Consider the following 12,203-nt stretch of genomic DNA (forward strand, 5'->3'; position numbering starts at 1 on the left):
GATCTCATGCGCGCTGGTGAACAGACCCGGCACCAGCCAGTTCCAAAGTGACATCACCACATAGCCCATGGCGGCAATGCCGAGCACGACCATGACAGCGATCTTGGCGAAACGGGCGGCGCAATTGGGTTTGCAGGGTTTGCAGTTCATGAAAGTTCTCCTAAAGACGGCGAAAAACGGTTACTCGAAAAAAGCGTCATGGATGGGCGCAAGCCGCTTGCGCAAGGCCAGCACCGCATAGCGTTTACGCGCCAGCAAGGTGTTGGTGCTCAAGCCCTGTTCTTGGGCCATAGCCTCAAAGCTGCGGCCTTCGATCTCGTGAGCGATGAAGACCGCTCGTTGCTCTTCGGGCAGTTCGGCCAGCGCGGCGCTGATGTGTTGCAGCAGCACCTTGCGGGCATAAAGCGCCTCGGGGCCGTCCTCGGGTGAGGGCAGCACGTCCTCCAACCAGTGCGCGTCGGCATCCGAGGCATCTAAGGCATCGGTGTTTGATGTCGCGCTGCGCAGCGGCTCTTCGCGCTTTTTGCGAAAGCGGTCGATGATCCGATGCCGTGCCACCCGGAACAGCCAAGCCCCAGCTTGTTCAATCGGCTCGGGCAGACGCCAAGCCTGCGTGAACTCGAAGAACACGTCTTGCAAGATGTCCTCCGCGTCGCTTGCATCACGCACCTGAGCTCGGATGAAGTTGCGCAGCCGCCCCCGCTCTTGCGAGAGGGTGGCTGTGAGGCGCTGTTCCTTATCGGTCGTCGCCACCGCTATCACCATCGCCATCAGCGTCGGGTTGGAGGAAAGAGAGGCATCCATACTTGTGTAGACGGATGCCGCTTGAAAATATTGTGGGCGGGGCCTTTTTATTTTCTACGGCGGTTTGCCAACGCTCGGCTCAACTCGATCACGGCCATGGTGTAGTAAGCCGACCAGTTGTAGCGCGACAGTGCCCAGAAGTTGCTGGTGCCCGCCACATAGTCGGGCGGCAGTTCGGTGCCGTTGCGCAGCATGACCAAGGCGAGCAGTTCGGGATATTCCTGCCCAGCTTCATCCAACTGCGCACCCAAGTTGCTGAACTGATAGGCGCTGAAGCTGGGTTGAATATCTGGCCCAAGCAAGGTGATGAGAGCGGTGTCGTTGGCGGGTGGCTTGACGGCAAAGTGGGTCGGCACCCCGCGTTGCCAGCCGCTGGCATACAGATAAGCAGCCACGCTGCCGATCACGTCGGTGGGGTCGTTGATGAGGTCGATGCGGCCATCGTCATTGAAATCGACTGCATAGTTGCGCCAGGTGCCTGGCATGAACTGCGCCAAACCCATCGCGCCAGCGTAGGAGCCGCGTGTGCTGAGGGGGTCCATGTGGTCGCGTTTGCACAGCAACAAGAACTGCTCCAGCTCGCTGCGGAAAAAGCCTGAGCGGTCACTGCGGCCGCTGGGGAAGTTGAAGCTCAACGTCGCTAGGGCGTCGAGGATGCGGAAATTGCCGGTATTGCGGCCGTAGATGGTTTCGATGCCGATGATGGCGGCCACCACCTCGGCGGGCACGCCGTAGCGGTCTTCGGCCCGCTGGAAGGCTTGGGCGTGGGCCTTTAAAAAGCGTTGGCCTTCTTGTTGGCGCAGCGGATCAAGAAAGCGCGCGCGGTAGACCATCCAGTTCTTCGCGCTGGGTGTGGCGGCCGGCATGATGAGTCGCTCCACCACCGGCAAGCGGCGAGCGTCTTGGAGGACATCCTCCACCCAAGCTCGGTCGAGCTCGGGATGGCGCACGCTCATTTGCTCGGCAAACGTCCGCACCGCATCGCTTCTGCCATAGGCCAAAGCACCCTGTTCGGGCAAGGTGTGGACAGCTTGGTGGTGGGCTTTTTTCTTGGGGTGATCGGCCAAGGCGGCGGTGGCTGCCAAGCTACCGCCTAGGCAAAGCAGCACGGCGAGCAAGCGGGTGGGGTGGGGTGGTTTGAAAAACATGCGCCATTGTCCCTTTCAGGGCATGGTGGTTGGCGGCTTTCGGGTATCGTCGCGGCCGCCCTTGATTTCATGGAGCCCTTCATGTTGACCCTTGATGAACCGCTTTTGCTGCGCACCCAAGATGCCCGGGGGGTGTTGACCCTGACCTTGAACCGCCCGCAAGCCTTCAACGCTTTGTCCGAGGCGCTGCTTGACGCCCTGCAACGCGAGTGGGCCGCCATTGCCCAAGACGAGAGCGTGCGCTGCGTCATCTTGGCGGGCGCGGGCAAAGCTTTTTGCGCGGGGCACGATCTGGTCGAGATGCGCGCCGAGCCCTCGATGGACGCTTACCGCGCGCTTTTTGGCCAATGCGGCCAAGTCATGCAAACCATCGCCCGCTTGCCGGTGCCGGTGATTGCGCGGGTGCATGGGGTGGCGACCGCTGCGGGTTGCCAGTTGGTGGCGGCGTGCGACATGGCGGTGGCTTCCAACAAAGCGCGCTTTGCGGTCAGCGGGGTCAATCTGGGCCTGTTTTGTTCGACGCCCGCCGTGGCTTTGTCGCGCAACATCGGGCGCAAAGCGGCCTTTGAGATGCTGGCGACAGGTGAATTCATCAGCGCCGAGCAAGCGCTCGACAAAGGCTTGATCAACCGTGTGGCCGAGCCCGAGGCCTTGGACGCCGAGATCGAGCGGCTGGTAAGCGTCTTGCTGACCAAGCCGCGTGTCGCCTTGGCTTGGGGCAAGGATCTGTTTTATCGCCAGTTGGAGATGGGCGTGGCCGCAGCCTACCAAGCGGCCACCCAAACGATGGCGTGCAACATGATGGAAGACGCCACCTTGGAAGGCGTGCAAGCTTTTATCGAGAAAAGGAAGCCTTCATGGTGAACACAGTGGCCAACACCGGAAACATCTGGCCGGAGTTGCGGGTGGGCGAGGGCTGGGACACCCACGCTTTGGTGCCGGGGCGTGCCTTGGTGCTGGGCGGGGTGACGATTCCCTTTGAGCGCGGTTTGCTGGGTCACTCGGACGCCGACGCCTTGTTGCACGCCTTGACCGACGCGCTTTTGGGCGCAGCGGGTTTGGGGGACATCGGCGCGCATTTTCCCGACACCGATGCGCGCTTCAAGGGCGCGGATTCGACCGTGCTGTTGGCTGAGGCGCTGCGCAGCGTGCGCGCTTTGGGCTGGAGGGTCATGAACGTGGACAGCACCGTGGTGGCGCAGCAGCCGCGCATGGCACAGCACTTGCCCGCCATGAAGGCCCGCATCGCTGAGGTGTTGGGGATCGACGTGGGGCGCATCAACATCAAGGCCAAAACCGCCGAGCGCATGGGCCCGGTCGGGCGCGGTGAAGCCATCGAGACCCGGGCGGTGTGCATGCTGGTGCGCGAAGCGGCTCCCGCTAAACCCGCACGGGTGCGCATTCAAGCCGAGGACTTTGATCTCTCGGCCGAAGTGGCGGCCTTGCGCGCCGAAGGGGCGGGCATGGAGGGCCAAGTGGGTGCGGTGGTGAGTTTTGTGGGCACGGTGCGCGGCGAGCCAGGCTCAACGCTCACGTTGGAGCATTACCCCGGCATGACGGAGCGCAGCATCGAGACCTTGATCGATCAAGCCATCCAGCGCTTTGGGCTGTGTGCCGCCCGGGTGATCCACCGCATCGGTCCCTTGGGTGCGCAGGAACAGATCGTCTGGGTGGGCGCGGCGTCGGCGCACCGGGGGGCTGCTTTCCAAGGCTGCGAGTATTTGATGGATTATTTAAAGACCCAGGCCCCGTTCTGGAAGAAGGCAACCAGTGTCAGCGGTGCGGTGCATTGGGTCGATGCCCGTGACAGTGATGCTGAGGCTTTAGGCCGTTGGGGAGCGTGACGCTGATGTTGACGCGTTTGCAGATCAAGAACCTGACCGTGTGTCAGTCGGCCGACCTGATGTTTGGCCGCCATCTCAATGTGATCGTGGGTGAAAACGGTGCGGGCAAATCGCACTTGCTCAAGATCGCCTACACCTACCTCGCCCTGAGCGCCGCCGAAGGGCGCAAGCCCCAAGCGGGTGGGCTGGCCAGTGCGCCGACCAAGAGCGCCTTGCAGAGCAAGTTGGCTGAGAAGTTGGTCAAAGTGTTCCGGCCCGAATCGCTCGGGCGGCTGGCGCGGCGTCAGCCGGGGCGGCAACGCTGTGACATTGCGCTGTCGTTTTCTGAGCCGCAGTACGACGTGAGCTTCAGTTTTGCCACCCAAAGCACCACCGAAGTGACGATCAACCAAGCACCCAGCGCTTGGCTCGACACCTCGCCGGCCTACCTACCCACGCGTGAGCTGCTGACGATCTTTCCCAACTTCGTCTCCTTCTATGAAGGCCACTACTTGGAGTTTGAGGAAACCTGGCGCGACACCTGCGTGCTGCTGGGCGCGCCGCTCAAGCAAGGCGTGAAGGAAAAGCGCATCCGCGAGCTGCTCGAACCGATCGAACAAGCCATGCAAGGCTCGATTGAGCTGGACCGCAACGGCCGCTTTTATTTGCGCAACGCCCGGGGCCGGATGGAAATGCCGCTGGTGGCTGAGGGCTTGCGCAAGCTCGGCATGCTGTCGCGGCTGATTGCCACCGGGGCTTTGCTTGATAAGGGTGCGCTCTTTTGGGACGAGCCCGAGGCCAATCTGAACCCGAAGCTCATTCGGCGTGTGGCCAAAAGCATCGTCGATCTGAGCGCCAACGGCATCCAAGTCTTCATCGCCTCACACAGTTTGTTCCTGCTGCACGAGATCGAAGCCCTGCTGACCCAAGACGCTCACCAAGCGGTGGATGCGCGGTTTTTTGGTCTGCACCGCACCGAAGGCGGTGGGGTCGAGATCAGCCAAGGGGCGAGCTCAGCCCACATGGGCCAACGGGGTGCCGCAGCGGCCGTGGATGCGGCGACAATTCGCGCCTGGCTCGCCTCGGAAAACGGTGTCACTGGCGTCGAATGACGCCCGCATCGCCCACCGCCACCGACCCTCCTCATTCACCTTGATTGCTTGATTCGCCGTGAAATACATCAGCACCCGTGCCCCTTCGACCGAACCGACCGAACCCCGCGTTTTGCGTGGCTTCTCTGACATCTTGCTCGAAGGCCTCGCGCCGGACGGTGGGTTGTACCTGCCCGTGGCGTACCCGAAGGTTTCAGCTGAAACCCTGAACGCTTGGCGCTCGCTGAGCTACGCCGAGCTGGCCTTTGAGATCCTCTCGCTCTACATTGACGACATCCCGCCGGCTGATCTGCGCGCTTTGGTCGAAAAGACCTACACCGCCGAGGTGTTTGGGGGCAACGCCGCCATCACACCGCTCACGCCCTTGGTGCCGAACTTGATGCTCGAAGGCTTGTCCAACGGCCCGACCTTGGCCTTCAAGGACATGGCCATGCAGTTGCTCGGCAACTTGTTCGAGTACGAACTGGGCCGTCGGGGCGAGACGCTCAACATCTTGGGGGCCACCTCAGGTGACACCGGCAGTGCGGCGGAATACGCCATGCGCGGCAAGCACAACGTGCGCGTTTTCATGCTTTCGCCCTTGGGCCGCATGAGTGCTTTCCAGCAAGCGCAGATGTTCAGCTTGCAAGACGAAAACATCCACAACCTCTCAGTCGAAGGTGTGTTTGACGACTGCCAAGACATCGTCAAGGCGGTGTCGAACGATCTGGAGTTCAAGCGCAAGTACCGCATCGGCACGGTCAACTCGATCAATTGGGCCCGGCTCTTGGCGCAGGTGGTGTACTACTTCGCGGGCTACATGCAAGCCACCCAAACCAACAACCAGCAGGTGAGTTTTGCGGTGCCTTCGGGCAACTTTGGCAACGTCTGTGCCGGTCACGTGGCGCGCATGATGGGCTTGCCGATCAAGCATTTGGTGGTGGCGACCAACGAGAACAACGTGCTCGAAGAGTTCTTCCGCACCGGCAGCTACCGTGTGCGCTCAAGTGCCGAAACCTTCGAAACCTCCAGCCCCTCGATGGACATCAGCAAGGCCTCGAACTTTGAGCGCTTTGTCTTTGACCTGCTGGGCCGTGACGGTGATCGCACCCAAGCCTTGTTTGGTCGCGCCTTGGCCCAAGAAGGCGCTTTCACGCTCACGGCGGAAGAGTTCGCCAAGATCGCCGACTACGGTTTCCAGTCGGGTCGCAGCACCCACGCCGACCGTCTGGCCACCATCCGCACCACTTTCGAGCAGTTTGGTGTGCTGATCGACACCCACACCGCCGACGGCCTGAAAGTGGCCCAAGAGCTGCGCGAAGCCGACGTGCCGATGCTGGTGCTGGAAACCGCCTTGCCCGCCAAGTTTGAAGCCACCATCGCCGAAGCCCTTGGCCCCGATGTCAAAGCACCGCGCCCAGCGGCATTGGCTGATCTCGAATCGCGCCCCAAGCGTTTTCAAGTCATCCCCGCCGATACCGCCACGGTGCAGCGCTACATCGTTGACCACGCACCCGTCGTCTGAGCCGATCTGAACTGTGACCTGAACATGCGCAACAACGCTCCCTTGCAAAACCTGGACGCCGCTTTGGCTCAGCTGTTGGCCGCCGTTCAACCTCTGGCGCAGACCGAGTCAGTGCCCACCGCCCAAGCTTTGGGTCGGGTGTTGGCGGTCGATGTGATCGCCGCGCTTGATGTCCCCCCCGGTGACAACAGCGCCATGGACGGCTACGCCCTGCGCGCTGTCGATGTGCCTGCGCCCGGCACGGTGCTGCCCGTCAGCCAGCGCATCCCTGCTGGGGTGGTGGGCGCACCGCTGCAACCGGGCACAGCGGCCCGGATCTTTACAGGCGCACAGATTCCCGCTGGCGCGGACGCGGTGGTGATGCAAGAGCAGTGCGAGGCTTTGACCGAGGCTGACGGTGGTGGGGCGGCCGTGCGCATCCAGATCAAGCCGCTGCATGGCTTGGCGATTCGTCGCCGGGGCGAGGATGTGGCGCAGGGCAGTGCCGTGCTCAAGCAAGGCACTCGGCTCACGCCGGCGGCGCTGGGTTTGGCGGCTTCGGTCGGTGCGGCCCAGCTGGGCGTGACCCGCCGCCCGCGCGTGGCGCTGTTTTCCACCGGCGACGAGTTGGTCATGCCGGGCGAGGTGGCCCCCGAGGACATGCCGCCCGGTGCGATCTACAACGCCAACCGCTACACCTTGTCCGGCTTGCTGCAAGCCTTGGGCTGCGAGGTGACCGATCTCGGGTTGGTGCCCGATCAGCTCGAAGCGACCCGCGCCGCTTTGCGTTTGGCGGCCGAAGGGCACGATTTGATCCTCACTTCCGGCGGTGTTTCAGTCGGCGAAGAAGACCACCTGCGCCCCGCCGTGCAGGCCGAAGGCCGCTTGGATCTGTGGCAAATCGCCATGAAGCCGGGCAAGCCGTTGGCTTTTGGGATGATTGGTGGCATGGCGGGTGGTTCGGTGGGCGGCACATGGTTCATCGGCTTGCCGGGCAATCCGGTCTCCAGCTTGGTGACGTTTTTGCTGCTGGTGCGCCCGGTCTTGTTGCGCCTGCAAGGCGTGCCGGTGGCGATGTTAGGCATGTCGCGCGGGTTGCCGTTGCGGGCCGCTTTCCGGAGCACCAAGGCCGACACACGGCGCGAGTTTGTGCGCGCACGGCTCGATGCTGATGGCAACGTGACGGTCTATCCCAATCAAAGCTCCGGTGTGCTGACTTCCATGGTCTGGGCCGACGGCTTGGTGGATATCCCCGCTGGCGCACTGGTTGAACCCGGCCAGACCGTGAGCTTTATCCCGATGAGTTTTTTGCAATAACAACAAGCCCCCGATCAAGAGCCGACCCATGCATGTTCAGTTGATGTACTTCGCCTCGCTGCGCGAAGCCCTCGGTGCCACCGAAACCGTTGAAGTCTCCCCCGGCACCACTGTCGGTCAGTTGCGCGACCAACTCATCGCCTTGGGCGAGCCCCACACCACCGCCCTGAGTCGCGAACACACCGTCCGCGCCGCCCTCAACCAAACCCTCTGCCCCGAAGCCGCCGAAATCTCCGACGGCTCCGAAGTCGCTTTTTTCCCGCCGGTGACGGGGGGGTGAGCAATCCCCCCGGCTTTGCGGGAATCAGGGCAGGTTTTGCCAGATGACCCAGTTCATGCCCAAGGTGGTGAGGTCCACGGTGGGGGTGGGGGCGGTGGAGTTGCCGGTGACGTCAGAGACGGATAGCTGACCGACTGGGGTGATGGTGGCTTGGGTGAAGCTGCCCAGCACGGTCTCGGTGAATTGCAACTCGATCAGCGTGGTGCCATCGCTTTGCATGCCCAATTGCACCGACCCATCTTTGGCAATGCCTGAGCTGACCACCGAGGTGTTGTAGCCCAAGCCTGCGGCACCGCTGAAGGCGGCCAAGTTGGTGGGGTCTACGCTGGCACCTTCAGCGTAATGGAGCCGCAGTACCGCCACCGCATGGCTGGTCCCTGACGTGGAGGTGAACAACTCGGCTGCGCTGCTCCAGGGCAAGAGGGCTGGCGCGGTGGTGTCCACCGTCAGATTGAACGGCACCACTGCCGAGCAATGCGTGACGTTGGCGGCTGGGTCGAAAGCCGATTCACGCACCAAGAGGTTGTAGGTCTGATCGAGGGCCAACATGCCCGGACCCACCCCGGCCCATGTGATACCGCCATCGGCGCTGTATTCGATGACACTGGTCAGACCCGCCGGATTTTGCGGTGCTGAGAACGTCAAGGCGGTGTTGTTGGTCACAAAGTCGCCGGCCAAGCCGGCATCCGTGAAGCTGACGCTGGGCAAAGCGGGGAAGGTCGTATCGACCACCGGCGCGTTGTTGGCGTCCAGCATCACGGTGTTGGCATTGGCGGTATCCAAGGTATAGCCCGCCACCAGATCGAAGGTGAAGGGGGTATCGGGCGACACATTGCCGGCTGCATCAATTTGATGCACCAGCAGGTTGTTCAGGCCGATTTGGGGGGTGAAGGCATTGATGTCTTGCCAAGTCCCGCCGTTGTTGCTGCTGAACAGCACCAAGCCGCCGGCCTCTGCGGGGGCCACATAAAGCTGGCCGATGTAGGAGGTGAGTACAGCGGGCAGGGTGATGGCGGTCGCCGAGGTCTCCTGCATCAAGCTGACCGTGGGCGCGTTCACGCCGGTGTCAAGGGTGATGGGGATGGACGTTACCGGCGACATGTTGCCCAGCAAGTCAACTTGCTGGAAATACACCGTGTAGCCGATTTGATGCGTGATCGGGTCCACCGCCGGAGTGGTGTAGGTGCCCGTCCAGGGCAGGTCGGTTTGCGGCGTGCCCAACGCATCGCCCACGACCAAGCCGGTGGCGTCGAGCACCGAGTACCTCAAGGTGGCCCCCGCTTCTGTCACCGCAGCGGTGATGGTGGGCACGTTGGTGATGCCATCCACGCTGTAACGACCCGTGGCTGAACCCGCCAGAAGCAGCGGGTCGGGGATCGAATCCGTGGTCATTTGGACCCAAGGTGCAGGGGTGGTGTTGTCAAACACCAGCGTGATGCTGCTGTCTTTGCCGCCAGGAACCAGCTGAGCGTTGCCATTGCCCGCTGCATCAATCTGCACCACATCGACCGTGATCGTTTGACCGCTTGGGATGCCTTGGGCGGTGATCGTGGCGGGCAAGGTGGCGAGATCAGCGGTCCAGCTCAGGCCGCCATCGAGGGAGTAAGCCAAGGTTGAAGCATGCGGATCGACGCCGCTGGTGACGTTGATCGCACCCGTGCTCGAATAAAGGACACCACCGATCATGGTGGAGCTCATCGGATCAGCCGCGAGTGTCAGCGCGGGTTTGGCGGTGTCGAGGATGAACGTGTAGCCCCCGGTGGCTGCGGTGTTGCCCGAGGTGGCCACGTTGCCCACCAAGTCGGTTTGACGCACATAGAAGCCGTAAGCGCCATCCCCCGTCAGCAGGCTGGGCAAGTTCGCGGCGGATACCCACGTCGCACCATCGAGGCTGTACTCGATCACACCACCCAGTTCGGCCCCGGCTTGCACCTTGGGTGTCGGGTCGGCCGTGATGCCGTCAATGAGTGTGCCGGTGTTGTAGAGCGCGTCGCCGGTGTCATTGGCCAGTACCACGCTGGGAACCACGGTCTGGGTGTCGAGGGTAAAGAGCATGGTCATCGGCATCGACAGGCTCGAATTGCCGGCCTTGTCCACTTGCCAAAAGTTCACCGTGTAGGCCCCATCAAGCAACGCCAACGTGGGGTCGGTGAGCGATAGCGTCATAGCGCTGACCCCAGCCGGTGGCACGATGCTGCCGGTGATGGGCGGCGTGCCGTTGGGCAAGCCGGTCAGCGGATCCATCGGGGTAAAGGTGTAGTAGACCAAGTCCACGTTGGGGTCTAAGCCATTGAGGCTGATCTGGCCCAAGGTGCCGACATGGTCAAAGGTGCTTTGGCCATCGGGTCTCGGTGCCTGGATACCGTCCAAGCTCACCGCGCCGGAGAGCGGGCTGATCAGCGTGTCGATGACGTAGGTGCTGGTGGTCGTGCTGGTATGGCCTGCCAAATCGGTTTGCGTGACCGTAACAGCATAGGTGTCGTCCATCACCCCAGCCACCCCGGTTGGGGTGATGGTCATGATCGGGTTGAGGATGGGGGCCGTGCCATTGGCGGGATCCACCGCTACCGGCGTATCTGCCTGGCCGACCACCACCCCGGTCAGGGCATTGACGATGGTGTACTTGACGGCAGCGCCTACTTCTAGGTTCGAGAAGAGCAGATCGCTGACGTTGGTGATGGTGTCAGTGGCTGTTGCGACCGCCGTGCGCGGATCGGGATTGAAGGAGTCGGTGGACGCCTTGATCACCGGCGATAAGGCCAAGGTGTCGTAGGTAAAGGTGAAGGTGCTGGTCGTGCCGTTGGCCAGCGTGCTGTTGCCGGCCTTGTCGATTTGGTCAAGCGACACCGTGTAGGTGGCGTTGCTCAGGCCCACGGTCGAGGCCAGCAAGGTGTGGCTCGTGGCCCCGGCCGTGGGCACGAAGCTGCCCGTGATCGTGGGGTAAGGCAGGTTGGTGGCCGGATCAAGCAACACCGTGCCAAAACTGTCGGTGAGGGTGAAGGTGTAGTTCACCACATCCACATGCGCATCCAAGCCAGTGATCAGCACATCACCGACTTGCGAAATCAGATCGGTTGTGGTGCCCAAGGGGTTCAGGGCGCTGGCGGTGTCGGTGACCAAGGCCGCACTCAGGGTCGAGATCTGCGTGTCGATCAGCAGCGGCAGGGCTTGCGATTGTTGGTTGCCCGCCAAGTCGGTCTGGGTGACGGTGACGGTGTAGGCCCCATCGGGTGAGACGATGGTGTTGATCGCCGACAAGATATTGGCCGTGTTGTTGGCGTTGACTGGCACGGTGTTGTTGGCGATCCCCACCACGTTGCCCAAGCTGTCGGTGACGGTGAAATCCACCACGGCACCGGGTTTGAGGTTGGCGACCAACAGATCACTCAGGTTGGTGATGCCGTCCAAAGCGGTGGCCGGGTTGGCCAAGTTGCCGGTGTCGGTCACCAGCGTCACCACGGGCAGCGCCAGCGTGGTGTCGAGCGTAAAGGCCACCGTAACCGGCGTGGCTGAGGTGGTGTTGCCCGCTTTGTCGCTCTGATACACGCTGACCGTATAAGCACCGTCGCCCAGCGTGGGGCTGGGGATGGTGGCGATGAACTGCGCCGGGTTGAGTGGATCAGGCGTGGCCACCGCCGCGACCGTGACCGCCGGCTGGACCAAGCCGTTCAAGGTATAGGTGTAGGTCAGGCTGCCGAGGTTCGGATCGACGTTGCTGACGGTGATGCTGCCGTTACGGGTCAGGGCATCGGTGGCACCTGTACCGTTCGGATCGTTGATCAGGTTGACGGTGTCTACCGTCAGAGCCGCTGTGATCAGGGTGGTGGCGGTGTCTTGGATGAAGGTCACCTGCGCATTGCTGGACGCTAAGGCGGTGACGGGCTCCAAGGAGTGAACCAAGACGGTGTAGGTGCCGTCGCCGGCGGTCGGGATGGTGATGGTGCCGCCCGTCATGGGCAAGCCCAGCACCGAGGTCCACGTGGTGCCACCGTCCAAGCTGTAGGCGTAATCGGTGCTGCCCGCCACGCCCGGGGTGACGTTGATCGTGGCCGTTTGGGTGACCACCGTGGGGGTATCGACCGAGCCGGTGTCGGCGACCACCACGGTGGGGGCGGCGTTCGCACTGACCAGCGTGAAATGCAGCGCAGGTGTCAGCGGATCAAACCCCGACACATTGCCCGCCATGTCGGTTTGACGCACCCAAACATCGTTGATACCCATGGCGGGGGTAAAGGC

Annotated in this window: 9 protein-coding genes and 1 pseudogene; 7 read left to right on the top strand and 3 right to left on the bottom strand. The window is 62.5% G+C overall.

Translation table 11 applies throughout. The features are described from left to right. Positions 1-180: 180 nt before the first annotated feature. Both AC3VI7_RS10230 and mltB read right to left on the bottom strand, forming a co-directional pair. Entirely contained in the window at positions 181-804 is a 624-nt protein-coding gene (locus tag AC3VI7_RS10230) for an RNA polymerase sigma factor (protein ID WP_489669457.1), read from the bottom strand. 47 nt (positions 805-851) lie between these two features. Further along, complete coding sequence (gene mltB / locus AC3VI7_RS10235; protein WP_489669458.1) at positions 852-1,952, bottom strand: lytic murein transglycosylase B; 1,101 nt, start codon at positions 1,950-1,952, stop codon at positions 852-854. 81 nt (positions 1,953-2,033) lie between these two features. Between mltB and AC3VI7_RS10240 the strand changes: the two genes are divergently transcribed. The 7 genes and pseudogenes from AC3VI7_RS10240 (at position 2,034) to moaD (ending at position 7,967) form a co-directional block, all read left to right on the top strand. Continuing rightward, positions 2,034-2,816: an enoyl-CoA hydratase gene (locus tag AC3VI7_RS10240; protein ID WP_489669459.1), complete on the top strand. Its 783-nt coding sequence runs from the start codon at positions 2,034-2,036 to the stop codon at positions 2,814-2,816. Beyond that, a pseudogene (gene ispF, locus AC3VI7_RS10245) lies at positions 2,810-3,319 on the top strand (2-C-methyl-D-erythritol 2,4-cyclodiphosphate synthase); the annotation flags it as partial. The gene AC3VI7_RS10240 and the pseudogene ispF, both read left to right, overlap by 7 nt. Further along, positions 3,308-3,796 carry a molybdenum cofactor biosynthesis protein MoaE gene (locus AC3VI7_RS10250; RefSeq protein WP_489669462.1) on the top strand — a complete coding sequence of 163 codons (489 nt, stop codon included), beginning with the start codon at positions 3,308-3,310 and terminating at the stop codon, positions 3,794-3,796. The pseudogene ispF and the gene AC3VI7_RS10250, both read left to right, overlap by 12 nt. 5 nt (positions 3,797-3,801) lie before the next feature. Beyond that, entirely contained in the window at positions 3,802-4,887 is a 1,086-nt protein-coding gene (locus tag AC3VI7_RS10255) for an AAA family ATPase (RefSeq protein ID WP_489669460.1), read from the top strand. A 58-nt stretch (positions 4,888-4,945) separates the two neighbouring features. Further along, on the top strand, positions 4,946-6,391 hold the full coding sequence (thrC, locus tag AC3VI7_RS10260) for a threonine synthase (protein ID WP_489671062.1): 1,446 nt from the start codon (positions 4,946-4,948) through the stop codon (positions 6,389-6,391). Positions 6,392-6,415: 24 nt separating this feature from the next. Continuing rightward, complete coding sequence (locus tag AC3VI7_RS10265; RefSeq protein WP_489671063.1) at positions 6,416-7,687, top strand: molybdopterin molybdotransferase MoeA; 1,272 nt, start codon at positions 6,416-6,418, stop codon at positions 7,685-7,687. 28 nt (positions 7,688-7,715) lie between these two features. Continuing rightward, on the top strand, positions 7,716-7,967 hold the full coding sequence (gene moaD, locus AC3VI7_RS10270; protein WP_489671064.1) for a molybdopterin converting factor subunit 1: 252 nt from the start codon (positions 7,716-7,718) through the stop codon (positions 7,965-7,967). A gap of 24 nt (positions 7,968-7,991) precedes the next feature. On the opposite strand, the gene AC3VI7_RS10275 is transcribed toward moaD, so the two are convergent. Then, positions 7,992-12,188, bottom strand: a complete 4,197-nt coding sequence (locus tag AC3VI7_RS10275; protein WP_489671497.1) for a beta strand repeat-containing protein — start codon at positions 12,186-12,188, stop codon at positions 7,992-7,994. Between the last annotated feature and the right edge of the window lie 15 nt (positions 12,189-12,203).

The sequence above is a fragment of the Leptothrix toolikensis (SeqCode) genome (assembly GCF_057922285.1).